Here is a 22,790-nt window from a genome sequence, read left to right on the forward strand (position 1 = left end):
TTATTTCCTTTCCTTTTCTTGAATTTGGTCCAATATTTTATATATTTTTTCTTCGTTTAAATTTCCGTAGGCTTCATCATTGATCATCATAGCAGGGGCAACTCCGCAAACTCCAAGACAACTTGTTCCCTCTAACGTAAAAAGACCATCGTCAGTTGTTTCTCCAACCTTAACCCCTAATTTTGATTCTATTGCTTCGAAAATAGTTTGCGCTCCTAAAATATGACATGGAGGGCTTTCACAAACCCTAATTATATATTTACCGCGCGGTGTAAAGCTAAACATGGTGTAAAAAGAAGCGGTTCCCTTAATCTCAGACACAGGCATGTTCATTTCTTTGCTTAATTCATAGATATTCTCTTCGCAAATATAGTTGTTTGGATTTTGATTTTGAATATCATGGAGAATCTGTAATAAATTCTCTCTTCTATTTTCATGTTTTTTAATTATTTCTTTTATTGTCATAGATTCCTCTCCTTTAAGAAAACATGTTCTTGCACAATTTTGTTGTTTAAAACATGTTTTTCAAAGATTTCTTTAGCAACCTTTGAATCAACCTTCCAATACACTACAGGATTTTTATCCTGTATATATACTTGAACCATAGGCTCCTCCGCACAAAATCCAGCACAACCTGAACTTGTGATTATAATATCTGTTTTATTACTCTTATTAATGAGTTCCACAAGTGTATTCATTGTCTGTCTTGCGCCTGCACCAATACTGCATGTGCCCATACAAATAACAATTCTGACTCTATGCTTTCTAGAACGCATCTGGACTCTATCTCTTATTTGTTTCAGTTCCTCTAAGTTCTTCATGCTGATTCTCCCAATTAGTCTTTCTTTTCATAACATTTTCCTTTTTGATAAATAATAGGACAATATTTCAAGTTTTTCGCACAAAGCGACATTAACTACAGTTATCCCTGATGGAACTTTAAGCTCTATTGGAGCAAAATTCAATATTCCCTTAATCCCTCCTTTAATCAGTTTATTTGCAGCGAACTGTGCTGCAGAGGAAGGTGTTGCAATAATACCTACCCTTATCTTCTTATTTTTAATTTCACTGCTGATATTCTTCTCATCTCGTATTTTTAGCCCATTTTTCATCTTTCCGACTTTCTCAGAATCATTATCAAAAATAGACTCTATTATAAAACCACGTTCCTTAAATCCCGGATACGATAATAATGCCTGTCCTAGATTACCAACTCCGGTTAAAGCTACAGGAATTTTTTTGTGCAAACCCATTATCTTTGTAATTGCCCTATGAAGCATTAAAACATTGTATCCCATTCCAGGTGTTCCGAATTGACCAAAATATACAAGATCTTTTCTCACTTGAGCAGAGTTGAGTCCAGCTCTTTCCGCAAGTTCGCGAGAAGAGACAGTTGTAAAACCTGCGTCCATTATTCCCATTAAAATCCGCCTGTATATGGATAATCTTTCTACTGACTTTCTCGGAATTTTGTAGCTTTCCATCTTATTCCTTGTGATAAATTTCACAAATCCCGTGAATATTATCACTAACTAAATTTGTTGTCAATATGGTGTCAAGCTAAAATAACCTGACAAAAAGGGCATTATTTTGCTGGATTGATTAAATGATTGACTGTATAATAACTTCATATGTAAGGAGTATACACAGGAGGTATTATGCATAAGATTAAGAGAGCACTGGTAAGTGTGTCTGATAAAACAGGAATCGTTGAATTTGCTAAAGAACTTGACAAAATGGGCATAGAGATGCTCTCGACAGGAGGCACAAAAAAGGCGCTTGAAGAAGCAGGAGTATCTGTAAAAGGAGTGTCTGAATTTACAGGTTTCCCGGAGATGCTTGATGGCAGAGTGAAGACGCTGCATCCTAAAATCCATGGAGGACTTCTTGCTCTTCGAAATAGTCCTGAACACATGGAACAGGTTAAGAATTATTCTATTGAACTTATAGATATGGTTGTAGTGAATTTATATCCATTTCAGAAGACTATAGCTGAGGAGGGGACATCCCTGGACGAGGCAATAGAAAATATTGATATTGGAGGTCCAACAATGCTTCGCAGTGGAGCGAAAAACTATAAGTATGTTGCTGTTGTAGTGGACCCTGATGATTATGCTCTCATTATTGATGAGCTTAAAAACTTGAGAGAAATATCTCTTGAGACAAGACAGCGACTTGCTGTTAAGGTGTTCAGGCATACTGCAGATTATGACAGCGCTATAGATAAATATCTAAGCGAAAACCTGTCTAAAGAAAAAATACTAAGACTTAAATTTACTCAAGGTGTATCTCTAAGATATGGGGAGAATTCGCATCAGTCAGCTACTTTTTATATAAATAGAGATTGCGCAGAATCAAACCTTGCCACAGCAAAAATTTTACATGGTAAAGAGATGTCTTATAACAATTATGTAGACGCAAACGGTGCTTTTGAAGCAGTAAAAGATCTCAAAGAGCAGATCGGAGCCGTTGTGGTAAAACATACAAATCCATGTGGATATGCGACAGGCAGGACCTTGAAAGAAGCTGTTGAAAGAGCATGGATGGGAGATCCAATATCTGCTTTTGGCTCAATTGTTGCTGTTACAAGAAAACTTGATTTTGAGACTGCAAAATTCCTAAAAGGAAAGGATACAAAGCACCTGACCTATGCGAAACAGGGTGATAAATATGTGCCAGAGGAGGTTAAAACAAAGCATGTGGAGGTTATAATAGCTCCAGGATATGATAGAGATGCTTTAGAGCTTTTAAAGTCTGAAGGCAAGGTATTGCGCATTCTTGAAGTAGCGCCTCTTGAGGCGGGTGAGCATGAAAGATTTACATATAGAAAAATTGTAGGCGGTATACTTGAGCAGGGCAGAGACTTAAAAGTTTTTGATACATTTGATGTTACGACAAAAGCATTGTTTCCCGACAATAAAAAAGAGTTGGCTAAGTTTGCATATAAAGCGTGCAAACATACTAAGTCCAACGCGATTGTTCTTTGCAGAGAATATATGCCTGGATATTTTCAGGTGTTGGGTATGGGCGCCGGTCAGCCAAACAGAGTCGATTCTTTGCGTAAGTTGGCAGTTCCAAAAGCAATGGAAAATCTACAGATTGAGTATGACATGCTGAAACCAGAAGGATCATTAGATGATTATATAAAAAGAGTAATGTCAGAACTGGTTCTTGCTTCTGATGCATTCTTCCCGTTTTCTGACACTGTTGAAGAAGCTGGCAGTTTGGGCATTAAATATATTATTCAACCAGGCGGGTCAAAACGGGATGATGCCTCAATATCCAAGGCTGACAAGCTTGGTATAGCCATGGTATTTACCGGAATGCGGCATTTTCTACACTAAAGCGCAAGATATTAAATGAAACATAAAAATGTGCTGGTTATCGGAGCGGGAATAGCAGGCATTATTTCAGCTTTAGAGATTGCAGATAGAGGAATAACTGTTCATTTAGTAGAGAAAACATCTTCAATAGGCGGTCATGTTCAAAAATTTTGTTGTAAAGCGGTAGATGATGTTTGCACAAAATGCGGGGCTTGTCTTCTAAAGGATAGGACAGACAGGATAAAGGTTCATCCTAATGTTAAAATATATTTAGATTCAGATATATCCGATATTTTAAGGTCTAAAGCTGGTTTTTCTGGTCAAATAAAACACAATAATAAGATCATGCCTGTAGAAGTAGACGCAATAGTCGTCGCAACTGGTTTTACTCCATTTGATGCAAGGGAAAAAGGCAGATTTGGTTACGGGAGAATTCCTTATGTTTTTACAGGTCTGGATATTGAAGAGCATTTCAAAAAAAAAGAAAAATTTAACCTCTTGGATAAAATTCCAAAGCAAGCAGCATTCATCCAGTGTGTGGGGTCAAGGGATGAACAATTAAATAAAGGTTATTGTTCAAGAGTATGCTGTCGTTATGCTTTGAGACTCGTCATGATGCTTAGAGAAACCTTCCCTGAAATTAAGGTAGATGTTTTCTATATGGATATCCAGTCTTCAGGCAAAGAATTCAATATGTTATATGACCAATGTAAGGATGATTCAAGAATAGAGTTTATAAAAAGTATACCAACAAGAGCACAAGAAATTCCTGAGACTAAATCAGTAAGGGTTTTGTATGAAGATGTAACAAAGGCTAAGCTTGTTGAGAGGGATTATGATCTTCTTGTTCTTTCTATAGGCATGATGCCATCAGAGGAGAATAGGAAAATTGAGAGTCTTCTTGGAATTAATACAGACGAGTTCGGTTTTTTTGAACCTGTTGATAATTTTTCTACAAGAACAAATGTTCAAGGTGTTTTTCTCTCAGGTACATGTGAAGGGCCAAAGAGCATATCAGAATCTATTCGGCACGCAGAGAAAACTGCAATAGATGTGATGGGGTACTTATGAACATTCTTATAATTGGCGGTGGTATTGCAGGAATAACTGCTGCAATATACCTTGGGGAACAAGGGCATAAAGTAACTCTAATTGAAAGAGGGGAAATCCTGGGTGGCAGGTTAAATAATCTTTTCAGCGTGTATGGCATGGGTATATGTGCAAAAGATTTCATGTGTGAGCAAATAGCAAAATTAAAGAAATTTTCAAATATAACTGTATTTACCTCTGCGGAATTAGTAGAGGTAAAAGGATATGTAGGAAGCTTCAATTCAAAATTCAAAATTCAAAATTCAAAATTAATTAAAATCAAACATGGGACAGTTATTATTGCAACCGGAATTGATGTATCCACGCCAAAGATGGATTGCAATTCTCAAGGGATAATCAATCATACCCATCTTGAAGATTACATTGCAGATAGCAAGATAAGAAGATTGTCAAAAGTCGTATTTCTATGTGACTTTGACAAGGAAGATTCTCAAATAATAGCATTATCTACACTAAAAAATGCTTTGCTTCTCAGAGAAAAATTAAGATGTGAGGTATTTGTAATATCCCGCAGTATAAAAGTTGCTGGTAAGAAATTTGAGCAATCATATACGGATGCCAGAGAAAAAGGAGTTGTATTTATAAAGCCTCTTAAGTCTCAGATGAAAATATCTCCATATAACAACCTAATATTTGTTGAACTTAGCTCAACAGATTCTGCTGTAGAGGGAATAGACATAAGAAATCTTCAACTGAAGTGTGACTGGCTGGTAATTGGAGAGAATATTCTTCCCAGCCAGGGCACAGAAGAGCTCTCGGGTATACTAGGTGTTGAGAGAGATAAACAAGGGTTTTTCCAGAATAACAATGTTCACTTTATGCCAAATTTGTCAAATAGGAAAGGCATATTCTTTGCTGGAGCATGTCATATTGATGCCGGGCTGAATGATATATTAGATGATTCGTTAACAGCTGCATATGCTGCTCATAACCTGATTGCAAAGAGTGCGATAGAAATTGATGAGAAGACAGCAGAAGTAGATGAGGGGAAATGCGCGCTTTGTCTTACATGCATACGTTCATGCCCTCATAAAGCAATAGATATAGAGTTCTCTCGCGAAGCGGGCAAGAAAGCTGCAAAGATTATTGAAGAGGCATGTTTTGGATGTGGAATCTGCACGTCGCTATGTCCCTCAAGAGCAATACAGCTCAGGGAATATGAGGATGAGAAGATACTTAAGCTTATAGGATGATTTTGTAATGACATATAAACCAAATATTACTGTCTTCTGCTGTGAGAATTCAGTTTACGAAACTGTGTTAAGTGTTTGTAAACACCACAGCAATATTCAAGTTATAAAGGTTCCATGTTCTGGGAAGATTAGTAGTATTCATATACTTAAATGTTTTGAATCCGGGAAGGATATGGTTATAGTAATTGCATGCATAGAAGAAGCATGTCACTTTATAAATGGAAATATAAGAGTAGAAAAAGTTGTGGAGGCCACTTGTAACATGTTAAAGGAATTGGACATTGAGGATAAACGCTTGCAAATTCTCAACTTTGCACCTAATATGGAAGAGAAATTTTGTAGTGCTTTTGAGGATGTAATGTTACAGGCTTCAAAGCTTGGGCCGATGTATGAGGAACGATGGAAAGGAGGTGTTTGAAGGATAAAAAATAAATTACTAATGTGCATATAACTAAAAGTATGAATTAAAAAGGAGGAGTGAAATGAAGAAGTTTTTAGCTGCGTTAATAGTAATAACACTAATTTTTTCTGCAAGTCTTGCTGTATTTGCTCAGGAAGAAGAATCGTTAATAGGGCAATCAAATCAGGCAACCAGGGAGTTACTCTTTATGCCGACATGGCTGCCGGCACCGGTTATTGCGCCGTTTGTATCAATCCCATGGAAGCTGTTTACATGGAGAGCTAAACCAGAGGATTATCCTCTAAAGCCTAATCTTTATCGTGAAAAAGATAAAAAGACTATATTTGAGGTTCTTATAGCTACTCCTATAATAGCTGCAGAATCACTTGTTACAGGTCTTGTGTGGGGCGTTCCGCTTGGCATATGGGAGATGATAAGATGGGGAAAACCAGGATATTTTGGACGCACTATCCAGGTTGCACACAATAGGTGCTATGAGTTTCATATAAGATATCTGAATCAAGCAGGATACTAAACATATGTCTGCAAAGATTATAGATGGTAAGGCGATTGCTGCCGAGATGCAAGAGGAGATGAAGATTGAGGTGGGGAGCCTTAAAGACAAATATAATCTAATTCCCGGGCTTGCTGTTGTGCTTGTAGGGGAGAATCCAGCTTCAAGGGTTTATGTGAGTATGAAAAAAAAGGCATGTGCAAGGTTGGAGATATACTCTGAGGAGCATAAACTGCCGCGGGAAACTCCGGAACAAGACCTGCTGGAACTTATTAATAAGCTCAATGCAAATGAGAAGGTTCATGGCATTCTTGTTCAGCTTCCCCTGCCGGACCATATTGATGAAGATAAGGTTCTTAACGCTATTGATCCATCAAAGGATGTTGACGGCTTTCATCCGGTAAATGTGGGCAATCTTGTTATTGGCAAGCCTTCCTTTCTGCCATGCACTCCATATGGCATTCAGCAGCTTCTTCTTAAAAGCGGTATTCAGATTGAAGGAAAACATGTAGTTGTAGTTGGCAGGAGTAATATTGTGGGAAAACCTGTTGCCCTAATCTTGCTTCAAAAAGCGCAAGGGGCTAATGCAACAGTCACCGTATGCCATTCACGAAGCGGGGACTTGTCTTACTATACAAAACAGGCGGATATATTGATTGCTGCTATTGGAAAAGCGGAAATGATAAAAAAGCATATGGTTAAACAGGACGCAGTGGTTATAGATGTGGGAGTTAATCGGGTTGATGATCCAAGCTCAGAAAGGGGATACAAACTTGTTGGGGATGTGGATTTCGAGGAAGTAAAAGAAGTAGCGAGCGCTATTACACCCGTTCCAGGCGGCGTTGGGCCTATGACAATTACAATGCTTATGCATAATACCATAAAAGCTGCGAGAATGCAGAGATCGATAAAATGATAGTTGCTGATAGAAAGCCTATTCAAGAAATTCTTGATATGCTTGAAGATTGTGAGAAGCTGCTTATTGTTGGCTGTAACGCTTGTGTAGCCATTTGTATGGCAGGTGGAGAAAAAGAGGTTTCTGAACTAGCTTCTTTAATCAAAATAGCAAAAAAAAAACAAGGTAAGACCATAGAAATTACAGAACAGGTTACAGAACGTCAGTGTGAAGAAGAGTTTGTTAAAGAAATAGAGAGCGAAATTAAAGCACATGATAAAATTCTTTCCATGGCTTGTGGAGTAGGAGTGCAGCTTATTGGAAAGATGTATGAAGAAAAACCAGTTTATCCTGCACTTAATACAAAGTTTATGGGTTTGCCTGAGGAGCAGGGACAATGGACTGAAACATGTGCTGGATGTGGAGACTGCAAGTTGGCAGATTTTGGCGGCATATGCCCTATTGCCCGATGTTCAAAGAGCCTGCTTAATGGTCCATGCGGAGGATCAGTAGATGGTAAATGCGAGGTAGATCCGGATAATATTGATTGTGCATGGCAATTAATCTATGACAGAATGAAACTCATTGGACAACTTGATAAACTTCTAAAAATAGAGCCTGCAAAAAGCTGGAAGACCTCAAGAGACGGAGGTCCCAGAAAAGTCATAAGGCAGGATGTAAGAGAATGATAGTTTATGAAATCAGGAAGTAATCTTGAGACTGTTTTAAATTCAGGCAAGTTCGCTATTACTGCAGAATTAGGGCCTCCTAAAAGCGCAAATAAAGAGTTTGTTATAAAACGGGCGCAGATATTAAAAAACTATGTAGACGCAGCAAACCTTACTGACAATCAAACCGCAATAGTCAGAATGTCCAGTATAGCCGCAGCTAGAATAATTTTAGATGAGGATGTTGAGCCTGTAATTCAGATAACCTGTCGGGATCGCAACAGGATTGCTATACAGAGTGATGTTCTTGGCGCAGCTGCATTAGGGGTGAAAAATATTCTCTGTATTACTGGCGATCATCAGTGTTTTGGAAACCATCCCGATTCAAAAAATGTGTTTGATATAGATTCCATACAGCTTGTAAGTCTCTTGAAGATGATGAGGGATGAACAAAAGGTCTTAGGCGGTGATGCGATAAAAACGCCTCCCCAAATCTTTATAGGCGCAGCAGCAAATCCTTTTGCAGATCCTCTGGAATTCAGAGTTATAAGACTTGAGAAAAAAATAAAAGCTGGAGCGGATTTTATTCAAACACAGTGTATATTTGATATGAACAGGTTTTCTGAATGGATGAAAATAGTGGAGGATAAAGGCTTAGACAAGAAGACGCACATTCTCGCGGGCGTTACCCCCATTAAATCATATAATATGGCGAAACATATGGCTGAAAACGTATCAGGGATTAGTGTGCCTCAGGAAATCTTGAAGCGTATAGAGAGCGCTAATGACCCTAAGGAGGAAGGTATAAATATATGTATTGAAACAATAGAAGAGCTGAGAAAAATAAAAGGCATTCATGGTATTCATATAATGGCAGTTCAATGGGAAGAAGTAGTGCCCGAGATCGTAAAAAGAGTCGGATTATTTCCAAGACCACAAATATAATTTTGAATTTTTGATTATGAATTTTAAATTAAGGGAAGAAAGGGCAAGTGAAAGATAAAATTAGTTCGGATGAACTTGATAAAAACTTTAAATATGAGGTAGGTGCACAGCCAGGCGGAGAAAATATTAAAAAATGCTTTTCCTGCGGCACATGCACTGCAGGATGTCCTGTGAGTGAAGTAGATGAGGAGTTCAATCCAAGAAAAATTATTCGCATGGTACTGCTTGGCATGAAGAAAGAGGTACTCTCCTCTAAAGTAATCTGGTATTGCTGTAGCTGTTATACATGCTACGCGCAATGCCCGCAGAATGTTAAATTTACAGATATTATGGCAGCGCTCAGGTACCTAGCAATAAAGGAAGGTCATGTTAGGAAGGATTTTTTAGATAAGGTGTATAACATTGATAATCTGGCACAAAAAATAAGACTTGATATTATTAAGTGTCTTACAAAAGAACAACCAGTTGATAAAGCAGGAGAGAATATAACAGCTAAAGTCAAAGAGTTCATAAAATCTCAGGGGTAAAAAAACATGCCATTGCAGGTCATTATAAATTTCTTTTTGTTAGTAACATTAATTGCAATGATTGTAATAAATATATTCCTTTTATTGAAAAAGCGGGAGAATATTACAGAAACAAAATATCACGGTGTGCTTGAGAAACTTAATAAGGATCTTCAAGAACATGTTGATGAGCTTTCCAGTAAGGTTAAGCAGCTATCAGCAATACAAAGCATAAGCAGCGTTTTTGTATCATCAGGAAATCTTGAACAAATTCTGAGTAAGGTTATTAATGTGGTAACAAAGGCACTTGATTGCAAAGTAGGAAGCATAATGATTTTTAATAAGGATAAAAACCTATTGAGCATAAAAGCGGCTGTTGGTTTAGGGGATGAAATAATAGAGAGTACCAGAATAAAACTGGGAGAAGAAAAAGAAATCTCTGGATGGGTGGCGCAGGAAAGGCAGCCTTTGCTTATAGAAGATATTGAAAAATCAAGATTTTCAGGAACAAATAATCCTATATACAAGGGAAAATCTCTATTATCCGTTCCTATGATTTCAAAAGGAGAGCTGCTTGGAGTTATAAACTGCACAAATAAAAAAAACGGCGAATCATTCACTCAGGATGAATTAGATTCTTTGATAGCTATTGCGAGTCAATCCGCTATATTGGTTGAAAATGTTCGCGCATATCACAATATTACCACGAAAGCCAAAGAACACGCCACTCTATGCAGTGTTAGTGAAAAAATCAACCTTTCACTTAATCTGCAGGAGACACTGGATTACATTGCAAAAATGGCAACAGAGATAACAAATACTGAGTCATGTTCTTTGAGACTGCTGGATGATGAGGACAAGAACAAGCTTCTGATTCGTGCCGGGCACAATCTGAGTGATGGGTATATGAGAAAAGGACCGTTGGAAATGGGAGAAGGTGTTGGAGGTTATGTTGCAGAGCATGCGGAGCCAGTTGCAATAGGCGATATTCGAAAAGACAAAAGGGTAGATTATAATGAATTTCTAAAAAAGGAAGGATTGATCGCCTTACTTTCTGTCCCAATAAAATCTAAGATTCGAGTGATAGGATTGATCAGTGTTTACAAAAAATCCCCACATGAATTTGAGCAGAATGATATTGATTTATTGAGTGCGTTTGCAAATCATGTTTCGGTTGCCATAGAGAATGCCAAGCTTTACGATACCATTAAGAAAAATTATTTAGAAACAATAGAAACCCTTGCTCTTACGATTGAGGCAAGAGATCTATACACTCGCGGCCATTCAGAACGTGTTACAAATTATGCTATTGGCATAGCAAAGGAACTCAAGGTAGAAGAGGGACTATTAAAAATTATTAGATATGCAGGGCGGTTGCATGATATTGGAAAGATTGCTATCCCGGACGGAATATTAAACAAGCCAGACAAATTAACCACTGCAGAGTTTGCAGAGATTAAGACACATCCAACAAAAGGAGCAGAACTCGTAGAACCGCTGGAGTTCCTCAGAAATACAGTTCCAATGATAAAACATCATCACGAACGTTTTGACGGCAGGGGTTACCCTGATGGTCTTGAAAAAATGAACATACCGCTTATTGCAAGAATTCTGGCAGTTGCAGATTCCTTTGACGCAATGACATCCAGAAGACCCTACAGACAGAAACCAATGAATGAAGATCAAGCTATTGAGGAACTCAAGAAGAATAAAGGAACACAATTCGATCCAGAAGCAGTAGACGCTTTCATAAAGGTAATTAAGCGGAGATAATATACTAAAAAGATTTTATAAAAAATATGCCAATTTAGGGAGCATAGCCGAAGTAAGGTGAGATTTCAGCCAAAGGAGGATATGCGATGAGGTTAAAGATATTAATGAAAAAATACATGATTAGTACTGTTGTATGGTTCATGCTGGTTTTATTTTGTTCATACATATCTGCTGAGCATGTAGACCCCTCTCCAATAGAAGGTAGATTTTCAATTTGGGGTGGTTTACCTGAAAATGCTCGAACGACGAAGAAAAAGATTAATGAGCTTACTTATGTTGAACTTTCAGAAAAAATTCCTAGGCAGTTGAGCTTGGATGAGGCTTTTTCCTATTGGTTGATTTGGCCAGTAGATGACTGGTCTTTAGTGGCTCCATTCGTTAAGCGGGCTACACATTTCGAAATGAGGGCAACAATACCAATAGGAACATTCCATTTGGGCGTTAAAGCAAATATCAGGGCAAAATGTGTTGAAAGGAAAGAAGAGGGGTTATTAACTTTACTTTGGTTTGATCCCGGGGAAAAAGGAGCTTTGGAATATCCTCTACCTGAAGTGTTTAAGGTTGCAGTGAAAAAAGGGATTCTTACGGCGATGCAAAAAGAGACCTTGGATGATTTACAAAAATTTTTCGAACAGCAGCGGTATCCGAAGCTGTTGCGAGAATGGGAGGATTTCACGGAAGGAACATATGTGATGTATACAAGACAAAATTTTTTCAATGCATTGACATGTCTTTATGATTTGATGCCGGGAATGGCATCCGACACACTTATGCCTGAGAACTTTTTTGACAGCAATCAGCGTATTCAATTGAGGAGCTATGGTCACGCAATTTTAGGAAAATGTCTTTTTACATTTACCGCCAACAAATTTTCTATGCAGATCAAGAATTGCCCGCTATCACAACTGGTTGATAGGTGGAATGGCGGGCTATTTGCAATAACGTCGGATATTAATAAGCAGCAACCTAAACTTAAGGTGGATGGAAAGCGACAACATGAGGAAGTTGATATAATTTTAAATGTTGAGGGAACATCTTTTGAAGAAGCATATAAAATCACTTTGGGAGTTTTACTTGGCATTCAAGGTGTTCAACTTGATGCTCGATGTCTAACAGCCATTCACCCAAATCGCCTTCGTCGGCTTCATATGCACGCGAGACGTTAAATGAGATTTTGTTCCGCAGATGGGTGACGATAATGAAAACAGTTGAAATCTTAACATTAGTAATCGTATTTATGCTTATTCGAGTACCCTTGGGATGCAGTGAGATAAAAACGCATGGAGTAGAAAGAATAGATAATGTTAATAATGAGAAGGTGAAAGAATTTTTAAGTCGAGATATTATCCTTCTCTCTCCTTCGGAGAAAGGAGTTCATATTATTATTGATGGTAGAATCAATGTATGGGGAGGCGGCTGGCAAATGGATTCTGTACTGCAAAGAGGGGAGACATTTAATTCTCACTTAGATCATCATGCCAACTCTAAATATACTATTTCAAAAATTGAGGACAGCGAAATACAAATTAAATATCATAATGAATTTGATCATCGTTCATTCGGTTCTAATCTTATAACAAGAGAAGAGGGAAACCTTAAATTAAAGTACACTCCACAGTGGATCCAAACTGTTTATTATGGAGATGTTGAGGAGATGAAGTTATTACTTAGGCAAGGGTTAAATGTCAATATAAAAGATGCTTTCGATAGAACACCGTTGATGATAGCAGCATTTTATGGACATTTAGAAATGGTTAAATTGTTTATTGAGAACGGGGCAGATGTTAATGCACAACAAAAAGAAGGTCTTACGGCATTGATGCTGGCTGTAAATTACTACTCGCAGCATCCCAAAATAGTTAAATTACTCATTGAAAATGAAGCCAAGATCGATATTGTTGATAAAAATGGCAATAACGTTTTGTATTATGCCATAAAATATTTTGATACATTTGAACTATTACTTGATAATATATTATTTATCGACCCTAAAGAACTTGAGGAATTGTTGAGAGTTGCGGTAGTGGAGGGGTATTCAGATGTAGTAAGATTGCTTATTGATAGAGGAGTGAATGTTAATGCGACAGTGCGAGGTCAGTCAATATTGAAATGGGCATGCTTTTATCCCAATAAACCAAATACAGAAGTAATAAAGATGTTAAAGACAGTAGGTGCATGTGAATAATCTCGGTTCTGGGCGAGGAGTGCAGGTGACGAGGCGCTCTTTTTGTCATTCTCCGACTTGATCGGAGAATCCAGTGCCTTTATAGATCTTCCTGTCAAGCAGGAAGATGACAGCAAGAGGACAATATATCTTAATATTGAAGTCCAAACTGACTACAATTGTATTAATAAGTGCCTACAAGATTTATGGATATTTTTAATTGGTAATGGTAATGAGTTATCAAGAATTAGTTAAAAAACCTGTAGCTTCAGTAATGGTGGTTGGTGCAGGAATCGGGGGCATACAGGCATCTTTAGACCTGGCTGAGTCAGGGTTTAAGGTTTATCTTGTGGAATCGTCGCCGACAATTGGCGGAGTAATGGCTCAGCTTGATAAAACCTTCCCTACCAATGATTGCTCTATGTGCATAATGTCCCCAAAACTGGTTGAGTGCGGCAGGCATCTAAATATAGAGAATATCACATATTCAGAGATAGAAGATATTTCTGGTCAAGCTGGCAATTTTATAGTATGCATCAAGAGAAAATCCAGATTTATAGATACAACAAAATGTACTGGGTGCGCTGAATGTGAAGATGTATGTCCTGTAAAAGTTCCTGATGAGTTCAACCAGGAATTAATATCCCGTAAAGCTATTTACAGACCATTTCCACAGGCATATCCAAATGCGTATACAATTGAGAAGAATGATATTTCCCCATGCAGACTTGCCTGTCCTGCAGGGGTTAATCCGCATGGATATGTTGCGCTTATTTCTGCAGGCAAGTATAAAGAAGCCCTTGATCTTGTGAGAGAGAGGATTGCATTTGCTGCAGTATGTGGCAGAGTTTGCCATCATCCATGTGAAGCACAATGTAAAAGAGGAGAATATGATCAGCCAATTGCTATAAGATCTCTAAAACGCTTCCTTGCGGATTGGGAAGGGAAAAATAGGATTAAGGATTTAGGATTAAGGATTAAGGAAAAGCAACGAAGAAAGAAGGAAAAAGTTGCAATTATTGGTTCTGGACCAGCTGGCTTGAGCTGTGCTTATGATCTAGCACGAGAAGGATATCCTGTTACAGTATTTGAAGCATTGCCTGTTGCAGGTGGAATGCTTGCAGTAGGCATACCTGAATATCGCCTACCTAAAAATATATTAAACAAAGAAATTAGAATGATTCAGGACCTGGGCGTTGAGATAAAAACAAATATCTGCATAGGAGATAAAATCAGTTTTAGCGACTTAAAAAACAAAATGGGATATAAAGCTGTGTTCATTGCAGCAGGTGCTCATAAGGGGCTTAAGCTGGGTATTCCCGGTGAAGGGATGCGAGGCGTATTGGATTGCGTGGCATTTTTGAGAGAGGCAAATCTAGGCAAGCTCAAGCAAGTTAAAGGGAAAGTTGCCGTTATAGGAGGAGGAAATGCAGCTGTGGATTCTGCCAGAACTGCCCTGAGACTGGGAGCCAGTAAAGTGACGATCATATACAGGCGTACCAGAGTAGAAATGCCTGCAGATGAGGAGGAGATAAGAGCAGCAGAGAAAGAAGGAATTGATATTATCTATTTAGCTGCGCCATTGAGAATAGTTGGAGAAAGGGGCGAAGCTCGCAAGGTTGTTTGTCAAAAAATGAAGCTTGGTGAACCTGATGACAGCGGAAGAAGAAGGCCAGTTCCAGTGCCGAAAACTGATTTTGCTATTGAGATAGATATGCTTATACCTGCTATAAGCCAATCTCCTGACTTATCTTTTATCTCAGGAGACCATGGCATAGTTATCAGTAAATGGAATACAATTGATGCTGATGCTGACACCTGCCAGACCGCTAAAGGAGGCATATTCGCAGGCGGAGATGTTACCAGCGGACCAGGCACGGTTATAGAGGCAATTGCAGCTGGGAAGAAAGCAGCTGTGTCAATAATGGGGTATTTACAGGGGGCAAAATTAACGTACAAAACAGTTCATGGTAATCCGAGCGAGCCGGATGTTGGAGATTATATTGCGCTTGAAAACAGAGTGAGAATGCCAGAGCTTAATATTAAACCAAGGATTAAAAATTTCTCTGAAGTTGAGCTTGGATTTTCAGAAGAAGACGCAAAGAGAGAAGCGGAAAGATGTCTCAATTGCGGAATTTGTTCCGGGTGCGGTGAATGCGAAAAGACGTGTCAGGCAAATGCAATAGACCATAACATGAAAGATGAATTTGCACATATAAATATTGGCTCAATAATTCTTGCGCCGGGCTTTGAGGAATTTAATCCGCAATTGAAATATGATTATGGATATAGCAGATTTAAAAATGTAATAAGCAGTATTCAATTTGAGAGAATTTTATCTGCTTCAGGGCCTTACGAAGGGCATCTATTAAGACCTTCTGACAGGAAACCGCCAAGAAGAATTGCTTTTCTCCAATGCGTTGGTTCAAGAGATGTTGACTGCAAAGCTGGATACTGCTCTTCAGTATGTTGTATGTATGCTATAAAAGAAGCAATTATAGCAAAGGAACACAGCAGGGAGAAACTGGATATTGGTATTTTCTTCATGGATATGAGGGCGTATGGCAAGGACTTTGACAAATATTATGAAAGAGCAAAAGCTGAATATGGCGTAAGATTTATAAGATCAAGAGTTTCAGAAGCAGTTGAAAATAAAAACACAGGTAATATTACATTAAGATATGTCAATGAAGAGGGAAATATATTCTTTGAGGAATTTGATCTTGTTGTTCTTTCAGTAGGGCTCAAGCCTTCTAAAAAGATTTCCAATCTTGCAAGAAAAACCGGCATTAAGCTTAATCAATATAATTTTTGTGATACAAGGGACTTTCTTCCCCTGCATACCTCTAAACCTGGAGTATTTGTATGCGGCGCTTTTAGCGGGCCAAAGGACATTCCTGAAACTGTAATGGGAGCGAGCGGAGCTGCTGCCGCTGCTGCTGAGCCGTTATTTAGTGTGCGTGGTGCATTAGTAAAAGAGAAAGCATATCCAAAAGAGCTTGATATTCGTGGACAGGGACCCAGAATAGGTGTTTTTGTATGCCATTGTGGTATTAATATTGGCGGTGTGGTGGATGTTAAAGAGGTTGTTGAATATGCAAAAACACTTTCAAATGTTGTGTATGCTGATGAGAATTTATATACATGCTCCCAGGATACTCAACAAATAATTAAGGATAAGATTAAGGAGCATGGCTTAAACAGGGTAATCGTTGCTTCCTGTTCTCCGAGAACACACGAGGCTCTATTTCAGGAGACAATTAAAGAAGCCGGGCTGAATCCTTATTTATTTGAAATGGGGAATATCAGGGATCAATGTTCATGGGTACATATGAAGCAGCCCAGAGAGGCTACAGACAAAGCAAAGGATTTGGTTAAAATGATTGTAGCAAAATCGCGCTTTAAACGTCCTCTTGAAAGAATTCCCTCAGATATAGCGCAGCAGGCTCTTGTTATTGGCGGGGGTGTAGCCGGCATGACTACTGCGCTGTCAATAGCGAACAATGGATTCCAAACACATCTTATTGAAAAAGAAGCTGAACTTGGAGGAAATCTGAGAAATATCTATTTTGATATAAACGGACAAGAAATCAGGAACAAATTTGAAAACCTGAGAAAACAAGTTCAGAATAATAAGTATATAAAAGTCTACTTCAACTCACATGTTGAAGAAATTGAAGGATATGTAGGGAATTTTAATTCAAAAATTAAAGCGCAAAACTCAAAACCAGTTGAGGTTAAGCATGGAGTTGTTATTGTTGCGACAGGAGCAGAGGAATATAAGCCAAAAGAATATCTGTATGGAAGAGATAAACGAATTGTTACACAAAAGGAATTGGAACATATGATATCCTGTTCCAATATTAACCTGGATGCCAAGCAGTCTATTGTAATGATTCAGTGTGTTGGCTCAAGAGATGACAAGAGACCTTATTGCAGTAGAGTCTGTTGCCAGCAGGCAATAAAGAACGCACTCCTATTAAAGAAAATAAATCCTGAGATTGAGATTTATATTCTGTACAGGGACATGAGAACATACGGGTTCTATGAAGACGCATACAGAGAAGCAAGGGATAGAGGGGTGATTTTTTTAAGATACAACGATGATGAGAAACCGGATGTTAAACTGGATAATAAAAAGAAATTGATTATTTCTGTTGAAGATATAATCGTTGGAAAGCAGCTGAATTTAGATACAGATTTATTGGTTTTGAGTGCAGGAATTATACCTAATCCTGAAAATATAGAGCTTTCACAAATGATGAAAGTGCCGTTAAATGAGGACAGGTTCTTTCTTGAAGCGCATATGAAACTCCGTCCTGTTGATTTTTCAACTGAAGGTGTTTTTATGTGCGGTCTTGCTCATGGGCCAAAAAATATAAGGGAAAGTATTATTCAGGCATATGCAGCAGCAGGGAGAGCATGCACTGTTCTGGCTAAAAAACAGATTTTTGCAGAGGGCACTATTTCTGTTGTTGATGAAACTAAGTGCGACGGCTGCGGATTATGCGTTGAAGTATGCGCTTATAAGGCAATAGAGATTGATGAGGAGCGCAGTATTGCTGTTGTAAATTCTACCTTATGTAAAGGATGTGGAGCATGTTCTGCATCATGCAGACCAAACGCAATAACCGTTAGTGGTTTTACAGATGAACAAATTCTTGCGCAGATTGACGCGTTGTAGGAGATAATGGGATGAGTAAACTCAAAATTAGCAACTGGCAGCCAAAGATAATTGCTTTTCTATGTAATTGGTGTTCATACGCTGGAGCTGATCTGGCTGGAATAAGCAGACTGCAGTATCCACCAAATGTGCGAATTATTCGTGTACCGTGCTCAGGAAGAATGAATCCTTTGTATATAATCAGATCTCTTCAGCGTGGAGTTGACGGGGTCTTGGTTTCAGGCTGTCATCCGGGAGATTGCCATTATCTAACGGGTAATTATCATGCTAGAAGAAAATTTGCCATCATAAACAGCTTGCTTCAGTATGTTGGCATTGAACCGGGAAGAATACATTTCTCATGGGTGTCCGCTTCTGAAGGCGGCAAGTTTGCGGAAGTTATAAAACAAGTTACCGAGGATGTTAAAAAACTAGGCCCTGCAAAAAAAATGGTGAAGAAGATATGAAAGCTAAAAAGATACAAGAGATTGCTAAAAAACTCCTGAGAGAAAAGAAGGTAGATGTTGTTATTGGATTTGAAAAGGGGACACTCCCTTTGTGTGCAACACCGTGTTTTATAAAAACACCTGATCAGGTGGATAGACTTATATGGAACTCGTTCTGTGGAAATAATCTGGCAAATTATCTGCCAAAGCGCAAGGATAAAATTGCAATTGTAGCTAAAGGGTGTGATTCAAGATCCATAGTAGTTCTTATTCAGGAAAATCAGATAAAACGGGAGCAGTTATACATTATTGGCGTACCATGCGAAGGAATGACCGATAAGAACAATGTGCTTCATGATTACTGCCTTATATGCGAACATAAGAATCCCGTGATATATGACGTGCTTGTTGGAAATAAAGTTGTAGAAAACAAGGCACAAAGACACAAAGGCACAAAGTGGCAAAAAATTGAAGATTTTGGAAAAAAAGCTTCTTCTGATAAATGGCAATATCTTGAATCAGAATTATCAAAATGCATAAGATGCAATGCGTGCAGAAATGCATGTCCAACCTGTTATTGCAAAGAGTGTTTTATTGATCAGGAAAAACCAAGATGGGTTGGCACAACTAATAATCTCTCTGATATTATTTTCTTTCATCTTGGACGTATTTTCCATCAGGCAGGAAGATGTACGGATTGCGGAGCATGTGTAAGAGCCTGTCCAATGAATATAGACTTGAGGCAGTTCACACAGAAGATTACAAAGGACGGGGAAACACTTTTTGACTATGAAACAGGACTTGATATAGATATTAAACCTCCGTTTGCAACATTTAAAGAAGATGATACGCAGGATTTTATAAAATGAAGAGCAAGATATTAGCAAAAAAGGATTTGTCAAAATTTATCAGTAAGCTTGTTAAAGAGTACGATGTCTTTGCCCCTGTAAAGAAAGAGGAAGGTATCCTTTTCTCGAAGATTGATAAAGTAGATGATATATGCCTTTCCTATTCAAATACAAAAAATTCTGTGAAGGAATTTTTACTTCCTCAATCAGAGGAGCTTTTCAGGTTTGTTAAAAAGGGAAACAGTAATGAGATTACAGATCTAAAGGAAAGAAAGAGAAAAAGTCTCCTATTTGGGGTTCGCCCTTGTGACGGGAAGGCCATTGCTATGCTGGATAAGGTATTTTTTGAGAATATACCTGATTCATATTACAAAAGCAGGCGAAAAAACACTATCATTATAGGTATGGCGTGTAATGAACTCGATCAAACATGTTTTTGCACATCTGTTGGAGGAGGTCCTTTTTCAATTGAAGGACTTGACGCTCTGTTTGTTGAACTAAAAGAAAAGTATTTCATTATCCCTGTAACAAAACAAAGTGAAAAACTCTTTGCGCATCTTGATACTGCTTCTCAGAAGGATATCAATGAAGCAGAGGAACTTAAAAAGAATGCATTAAAAGGGCTATGCCCTGTTTTTGAAATAAAAGATATAAATAAAAAATTGCATGGAATGTTTGACTCTCCAATCTGGGAAGAAATTCACGAGAAATGCATAAAATGCGGTATATGTACATATCTGTGTCCGGCTTGTTATTGTTTTGATATTCAGGACGAAACTATAGGAGAGAAAGGTTGTAGGGTGAGGAATTGGGATTCGTGTATGTTCCCGAAATTTACATTACATGTCTCAGGTCATAATCCCAGAGCAACGCAGAAGGAAAGATGGCGGCAGAGAATCATGCATAAATTTGATTATTTAAAGACAAATGTAGGCGGCTATGGATGCACAGGCTGTGGAAGATGCGTGGAGTACTGTCCTGTTAATCTGGATATTCGAAAAGTACTAAAAGATATACTGGAGTCGAAATGAATAATCCCTATTTGCCTATACCTATGATAATTAAAAACATAGTAGATGAAACAACAGCTAAGGATATAAAAACATTTGAGCTTGCATTTACAAACAAGGAAGATGAGAAAAGTTTTTCGTATTTACCGGGCCAATTTGCAGAGGTGTCTGTTTTGGGTGCTGGAGAAGCGCCAATAGGAATAGCATCATCTCCAACAGAGAAGGGGATTTTAAAGTTCACTGTTAAGTGGTATCCAAAAGGAGTCCTAACAAGTGCTCTTCATAACCTGTTCATAGGGGATAGAATTGGAATTCGCGGCCCTTTTGGCAATAGTTTTCAGTCAAAGAATATTATAGGTAAAAGTGTCGTGGTTATAGGAGGCGGTTTTGCTTTTACAACTCTGCGTTCCTTAACTACATATATGATTCATCACAATAACAGAAGCAAGTTCAAAAATATTACAGTCATCTATGGGGCAAGGAGTCCAGACGACTTAATTTATAAAAAAGAGTTGGAAGAGTGGAGTAAGAAAAAAGACATAACATTATATGTTACTGTCGATAAAGGAGATATAGACTGGAAGGGAAGAGAAGGATTTGTCCCAACTGTTGTGGGAGAAGTTCGGCCTTCTTCTCAAAACGCAGTAGCAATAGTATGCGGCCCGCCTGTAATGATAAAATTTACGATCCCAAAACTTACAGAATTAGGATTCTCTCCTGAGAATATATTAAACTCACTTGAAATGAGAATGAAGTGCGGTATAGGAAAGTGCGGTAGATGTAATATAGGCAACAAATACGTCTGCAAAGATGGCCCTATCTTTTCTCTTGCTGAATTAAGTGATATGCCTAAGGAGTATTAACTATATTAGTAGCGGTGCAGGGATTCGAACCCCGGACATAGAGATTATGATTCTCCCGCTCTAACCAGCTGAGCTACACCGCCGATTATCGTTCACAGAGTATTTGTGATTATAGGTAAGATGAAAAATCCTGTCAAGTTTGATTTTGAGCAGCACTTACTCTATAATAAATTTACAAAATAGGGGATTTTTTATGAAGGTTCTGGTTATCGGTAGTGGTGGACGTGAGCATACTCTTGCATGGAAGATTGCTCAGAGTCTAAGAGTTTCTAAAATCTACTGCGCTCCGGGAAATGCTGGTACCAGTCAGAAGGCAGAATGTATTCCGATAAAAGCTGAGAATATTTCTGAACTTATCCGTTTTGCAGAAGAGAACGAAATTGATTTAACTGTGGTTGGCCCTGAAGCACCCCTTACAAAGGGTATAGTTGATGAATTTGAAAAAAGAAATTTAAGAGTCTTTGGACCGTCAAAGGATGCTTCTCAGCTTGAAGGAAGTAAGGTCTTTGCAAAAGAAATAATGCTTGAAGCAGGAGTTCCAACAGGTAAGTGCGAAATATTCGAAGATTCAGATAAAGCCACACAGTACATAAAATCGCAGCCTGTTCCCATTGTTGTAAAAGCTGACGGACTTGCTGCTGGGAAAGGCGTAGTTGTTGCAAAAACAAAGGAAGAAGCATTAGAAGCAGTTGAGCTGATAATGGTTAAAAGGGCATTTGGAAAAGCTGGAGATAGAATTATGATTGAGGAATGCTTAGTTGGAGAAGAGGCGTCAATACTTGCATTCTGTGATGGAGAGAATTTTATTCCAATGGTCACGTCTCAGGATCATAAAGCAATCTATGACGGAGATAAGGGGCCAAACACAGGAGGAATGGGAGCATATTCCCCTGCTCCGGTTATTAATGAAGAGATGATGAAGACAATATCCTCGCAGGTCTTTCAACCCATAATAAATAAGATGGGAAAAAAAGGAATGTCATATAAAGGCGTTCTTTACGCAGGGCTCATGATTACAGAGAGCGGACTGAAAGTCCTTGAGTTTAATGTGAGATTCGGAGATCCTGAGACACAGGTAATACTGCCAAGACTAAAAACAGACTTAATTGATGTTATGGAATCCTGTATAGATGGAAAGCTGAATGAAGCAAGTATTGAGTGGAGAAATGAGACGGCAGTATGTGTTGTGATAGCATCAGGAGGTTATCCGGGCGCATATAAAAAAGGAGAAGTAATAACAGGTATTAAACAAGCTGAGGAATTACAGGATGTAATTGTATTTCACGCAGGCACAGCCTTAGCAGGAGTAGATATTACAACCTCTGGCGGAAGGGTTCTTGGCGTAACAGCTCTTGGTGCTAATATTGAACAGGCTATTGATAAGGCGTATAAAGCAGTTGGAGAAATACATTTTAACAAGATGTATTTTAGGAGTGATATTGCAGATAAGGCACTGAAGTATTTATAAG

21 protein-coding genes and 1 tRNA gene are annotated in these 22,790 nt (G+C 38.3%); 18 read left to right on the top strand and 4 right to left on the bottom strand.

Features of this window, described 5'->3' with window-relative positions; all coding sequences use genetic code 11:
• From nuoE to KKC91_10665, 3 genes are read right to left on the bottom strand one after another with little or no spacing between them, the layout of a single operon-like run.
• The gene (nuoE, locus tag KKC91_10655; GenBank protein ID MBU0479011.1) at positions 1–465 is read right to left on the bottom strand and encodes an NADH-quinone oxidoreductase subunit NuoE; all 465 of its coding nucleotides are present in this window, start codon (positions 463–465) and stop codon (positions 1–3) included.
• Positions 462–821, bottom strand: coding sequence for a (2Fe-2S) ferredoxin domain-containing protein (locus KKC91_10660; GenBank protein ID MBU0479012.1), 360 nt, complete (start codon positions 819–821; stop codon positions 462–464). Before KKC91_10660 ends, nuoE begins: the two co-directional genes overlap by 4 nt.
• A gap of 27 nt (positions 822–848) precedes the next feature.
• Positions 849–1,484: a redox-sensing transcriptional repressor Rex gene (locus KKC91_10665; GenBank protein MBU0479013.1), complete on the bottom strand. Its 636-nt coding sequence runs from the start codon at positions 1,482–1,484 to the stop codon at positions 849–851.
• Between the two features lie 174 nt (positions 1,485–1,658).
• Between KKC91_10665 and purH the strand changes: the two genes are divergently transcribed.
• From purH to KKC91_10750, 17 genes are all read left to right on the top strand, one after another.
• Entirely contained in the window at positions 1,659–3,344 is a 1,686-nt protein-coding gene (gene purH / locus KKC91_10670) for a bifunctional phosphoribosylaminoimidazolecarboxamide formyltransferase/IMP cyclohydrolase (GenBank protein MBU0479014.1), read from the top strand.
• A 15-nt stretch (positions 3,345–3,359) separates the two neighbouring features.
• Positions 3,360–4,394, top strand: a complete 1,035-nt coding sequence (locus KKC91_10675; GenBank protein MBU0479015.1) for an FAD-dependent oxidoreductase — start codon at positions 3,360–3,362, stop codon at positions 4,392–4,394.
• Positions 4,391–5,626 carry an FAD-dependent oxidoreductase gene (locus KKC91_10680; GenBank protein MBU0479016.1) on the top strand — a complete coding sequence of 412 codons (1,236 nt, stop codon included), beginning with the start codon at positions 4,391–4,393 and terminating at the stop codon, positions 5,624–5,626. Before KKC91_10675 ends, KKC91_10680 begins: the two co-directional genes overlap by 4 nt.
• A 7-nt stretch (positions 5,627–5,633) precedes the next feature.
• Positions 5,634–6,044, top strand: coding sequence for a hydrogenase iron-sulfur subunit (locus KKC91_10685; GenBank protein MBU0479017.1), 411 nt, complete (start codon positions 5,634–5,636; stop codon positions 6,042–6,044).
• 64 nt (positions 6,045–6,108) lie between these two features.
• Complete coding sequence (locus tag KKC91_10690; GenBank protein ID MBU0479018.1) at positions 6,109–6,561, top strand: hypothetical protein; 453 nt, start codon at positions 6,109–6,111, stop codon at positions 6,559–6,561.
• Between the two features lie 4 nt (positions 6,562–6,565).
• Entirely contained in the window at positions 6,566–7,456 is an 891-nt protein-coding gene (gene folD, locus KKC91_10695) for a bifunctional methylenetetrahydrofolate dehydrogenase/methenyltetrahydrofolate cyclohydrolase FolD (GenBank protein ID MBU0479019.1), read from the top strand.
• A complete protein-coding gene (locus KKC91_10700; GenBank protein ID MBU0479020.1) occupies positions 7,453–8,124 on the top strand; it encodes a methylenetetrahydrofolate reductase C-terminal domain-containing protein in 672 nt (223 codons plus the stop codon). Before folD ends, KKC91_10700 begins: the two co-directional genes overlap by 4 nt.
• A gap of 6 nt (positions 8,125–8,130) precedes the next feature.
• Positions 8,131–9,048, top strand: a complete 918-nt coding sequence (locus KKC91_10705; protein ID MBU0479021.1) for a methylenetetrahydrofolate reductase — start codon at positions 8,131–8,133, stop codon at positions 9,046–9,048.
• Between the two features lie 47 nt (positions 9,049–9,095).
• Positions 9,096–9,575, top strand: coding sequence for a 4Fe-4S dicluster domain-containing protein (locus tag KKC91_10710; protein MBU0479022.1), 480 nt, complete (start codon positions 9,096–9,098; stop codon positions 9,573–9,575).
• A 6-nt stretch (positions 9,576–9,581) separates the two neighbouring features.
• The gene (locus KKC91_10715; GenBank protein MBU0479023.1) at positions 9,582–11,327 is read left to right on the top strand and encodes a GAF domain-containing protein; all 1,746 of its coding nucleotides are present in this window, start codon (positions 9,582–9,584) and stop codon (positions 11,325–11,327) included.
• Positions 11,328–11,413: 86 nt separating this feature from the next.
• The gene (locus tag KKC91_10720) at positions 11,414–12,493 is read left to right on the top strand and encodes a hypothetical protein (protein ID MBU0479024.1); all 1,080 of its coding nucleotides are present in this window, start codon (positions 11,414–11,416) and stop codon (positions 12,491–12,493) included.
• Between the two features lie 32 nt (positions 12,494–12,525).
• On the top strand, positions 12,526–13,512 hold the full coding sequence (locus KKC91_10725) for an ankyrin repeat domain-containing protein (protein MBU0479025.1): 987 nt from the start codon (positions 12,526–12,528) through the stop codon (positions 13,510–13,512).
• A 211-nt stretch (positions 13,513–13,723) separates the two neighbouring features.
• Positions 13,724–18,175: an FAD-dependent oxidoreductase gene (locus KKC91_10730; GenBank protein ID MBU0479026.1), complete on the top strand. Its 4,452-nt coding sequence runs from the start codon at positions 13,724–13,726 to the stop codon at positions 18,173–18,175.
• Positions 18,176–18,186: 11 nt separating this feature from the next.
• Positions 18,187–18,621 carry a hydrogenase iron-sulfur subunit gene (locus KKC91_10735; GenBank protein ID MBU0479027.1) on the top strand — a complete coding sequence of 145 codons (435 nt, stop codon included), beginning with the start codon at positions 18,187–18,189 and terminating at the stop codon, positions 18,619–18,621.
• Positions 18,618–19,469 carry a 4Fe-4S binding protein gene (locus tag KKC91_10740; GenBank protein ID MBU0479028.1) on the top strand — a complete coding sequence of 284 codons (852 nt, stop codon included), beginning with the start codon at positions 18,618–18,620 and terminating at the stop codon, positions 19,467–19,469. The genes KKC91_10735 and KKC91_10740 overlap by 4 nt, the downstream gene beginning before the upstream one ends.
• Entirely contained in the window at positions 19,466–20,479 is a 1,014-nt protein-coding gene (locus KKC91_10745) for a 4Fe-4S dicluster domain-containing protein (GenBank protein MBU0479029.1), read from the top strand. Before KKC91_10740 ends, KKC91_10745 begins: the two co-directional genes overlap by 4 nt.
• Positions 20,476–21,321, top strand: a complete 846-nt coding sequence (locus KKC91_10750; GenBank protein ID MBU0479030.1) for an FAD/NAD(P)-binding protein — start codon at positions 20,476–20,478, stop codon at positions 21,319–21,321. Before KKC91_10745 ends, KKC91_10750 begins: the two co-directional genes overlap by 4 nt.
• A gap of 9 nt (positions 21,322–21,330) precedes the next feature.
• On the opposite strand, the gene KKC91_10755 is transcribed toward KKC91_10750, so the two are convergent.
• Positions 21,331–21,404: transfer RNA gene (locus KKC91_10755), tRNA-Met, on the bottom strand.
• A 110-nt stretch (positions 21,405–21,514) separates the two neighbouring features.
• Between KKC91_10755 and purD the strand changes: the two genes are divergently transcribed.
• Entirely contained in the window at positions 21,515–22,789 is a 1,275-nt protein-coding gene (gene purD / locus KKC91_10760; protein ID MBU0479031.1) for a phosphoribosylamine--glycine ligase, read from the top strand.
• The last annotated feature ends 1 nt before the right edge of the window (position 22,790 follow it).

Source organism: bacterium, assembly GCA_018812485.1.
Lineage (GTDB): Bacteria > JAHJDO01 > JAHJDO01 > JAHJDO01 > JAHJDO01 > JAHJDO01.